1 protein-coding gene and 1 pseudogene are annotated in these 2,457 nt (G+C 54.6%); one reads left to right on the forward strand and one right to left on the reverse strand.

Going from position 1 to position 2,457, the window contains the following annotated elements:
- A partial coding sequence (locus ACSSNI_RS22650) for an OprD family porin (RefSeq protein ID WP_448260334.1) occupies positions 1-1,298 on the reverse strand: 1,298 nt, incomplete at its 3' end.
- 839 nt (positions 1,299-2,137) lie between these two features.
- On the opposite strand from ACSSNI_RS22650, the pseudogene ACSSNI_RS22655 reads away from it, so the two are divergent.
- Positions 2,138-2,457 (forward strand): annotated as a pseudogene (locus ACSSNI_RS22655) (TolC family protein); the annotation flags it as partial.

The raw sequence follows: 2,457 nt of genomic DNA on the forward strand, positions 1-2,457 counted from the left end.
TCGGCGATGAATCGGACCTCATCGAGGTCGGACTCGAAAGCAGTCGCCCGCGTGGTAGCCTGGCGCACCCGCAGAGACAAATCCTTGAGAGAGCCAGTCTGTACAACGTAGCGGGCTTCGACGTCGCGTTCCCAGCGGTTCTGTCCCGTCAGCGGCGCACCGTTATCGTCTTGGCGCATGTACACCTCGTTCGCGTTGCTGTAATCGGCGCCCCAACCGCGGGCGTAGCGGGTCATGAAAGTAAGCCCGGGTATGCCGTACTCCGCCATGTTCAGGTCGTAGCGCAGCATCCAGGACTGCTCTTTAGGTGAGTTGAAATCACTGTACTGAATGGAGTTGTTCAGGTAGATCGAGTCCGCCTGGCGCAAGTAGTCAAAGTCGTTGTTACCGTTGTTTCGCTGATACGACGCCGTGACGGTGTGCGCGCCGAAGGCGACACCCAGGCTGGAGCTCCAGATGTTGTTGTTGAACTCGCCCAGCAACTCACGGCCTTCGTCGGTTGCCTTGTAATAGTTGAAGCTGGCCAGCAGCGCGACGATATCGGAGAGCGGATAGGTGGCCGACGCACCGAAGTAATGCTGGTTCCAGGCATCTTTGAGGCGGCTGGTGTACAGGCTAAGACTGATATTTTCATTCACGCTGTAGTCACCGCCTGCGTAGCCGAGCCAAGGCGCGTCTACGCCCCCGCCGTAGAAGGTGACGAAGTCTTCGTTCATGTTACTGGTGTTGGGCTGGCTCATCGCGTGCAAGCGGCCTCCCTGAAGGGTGAGGTCGTCCAGCGAGTTGTTCACAACGGTGACACCCTTGAAAGACTCCGGCAGCAGCCGAGAGTCGCCGAAGTGCACGACAGGTGTAGTGGGAAATACATCGCCGGCCTTGATCTCGGTGTCCAGCAAGCGTGCTTTCACCGCGCCCCCCACCCGTGTGAAGTCATCCTCAGGATCGCCAGCGCTGTCGTGGGGAAGCAGGTCGATGCTGCCGCCCACACCGGAGCGCCCCGAACCGGAGTCGAGCTTGAGGCCGAGCATGGCGAAAGCGTCGAAGCCAATCCCTACCGAGCCTTGGGTATATCCGGACTCGAAGAAGGCCATCAATCCGTGGGCCCATTCCTCGGAGTAGCCATTGCCGGCGGCACTCTCACCGTCGCGAAAATCCCGATTGAAATAGAAGTTGCGATTTATCAGCGATAGCGTGCTGCCTTCGATGAAGCCCTCGGCTGTTTCCGATTGGGCAAAGACCGGGGCGCTGCCCAATGCCAGTGAAAGGGCTGTCAGCGAAAAAACGGCCTTTTTGCTCATGATGATGCTCCTTATGTACGGCAGGTCAGTGCTCGAATGACGCCTTTCGCCTTTTTGTTTTTAGCGCTTGGCCATGTTCTTCCCCTAGAGATGACGGCAGGATTAGCGGCAAATGACTATTTTGTAATCTGAGGAAGCCCAATCGCGCACTCCTTCGATTACAGATTTGTAATGTTGCGGTCACCAGGTCGTTATCCACACTTATTTAAAGTCACCACCCCATAGCCATCAGCTATCTCGCCGGCTTGGCAAGGCTGATAAAAACGCTTTCGTGTATTTGTCTACTAAATTCAGGGCGAATCACTATCGCAGTAGAGGCGCATGTGTTTCGCGTCTTGGCGGGGGTAGTTCTTATGATTGGATTCGACATCTAAACCAGGAAGTCATCGTTTTGCCTTGGATGAGAAAAATAGTTTTGCTGATGTTGCTAGCCTTGTTCCCATTGCAATCATCATGGGCAGTTGTTAGCACGAGCTGCAGTCATGAGGATGGTTCGGCAGCAAATCATCTTGGACATCACGAACATCCGCACGAGTCTCTGGGTACTGACGAGGAAGGATCGTCAAAAGCCGCAAAAAAAATCAGTCTGGATGGAGACTGTGTCTTTCATGGCGACCATATCAAGCCGCTTATAACGAAAGGGATCTGTCCTGGTTCGGTATTATCAATGAGCTTGAAACCGTTTCCTTCTGCTAGCTACGCATCGGCTGAAGCGGGGCGTCCTGAGAAACCTAATTGGCGCATCGGTGCAAAACCGGTGGGACGCCAAAGTAACCAGTAAGCGCCATTTATCTGTATCTGACGTCTCACCGAACCTTCCCTTTTTTTAGGAGATTTCGGTGCGAAAAGCTCTTTTCTCGCTGGGGTTGACGACGTTGTCGTGCAATCTCGCCTTTGCGCAACCCTTAGAGTTGCCGACCTTCACACAGACCTTACCTGTCGGTGTGTCAAATACATTCCCCGTTGAGTCTGTCGAATCCATAAGCTTTCTACGCGCCTTGGAACTCGCTAGCTCTGCAAGCCCTGAACTGGCTGTTGCAAGACGTGAGCTGGCTGCTTCTCGCGCATTAATTAGCCAAGCCGGAGCACGTCCGAATCCAATATTGTCCGCTAGCCAGGAGGGAATCCGGGGCGATGCCCCGGAGACCACGCTTGAACT

Source organism: Stutzerimonas tianxiuensis, from assembly GCF_053470365.1.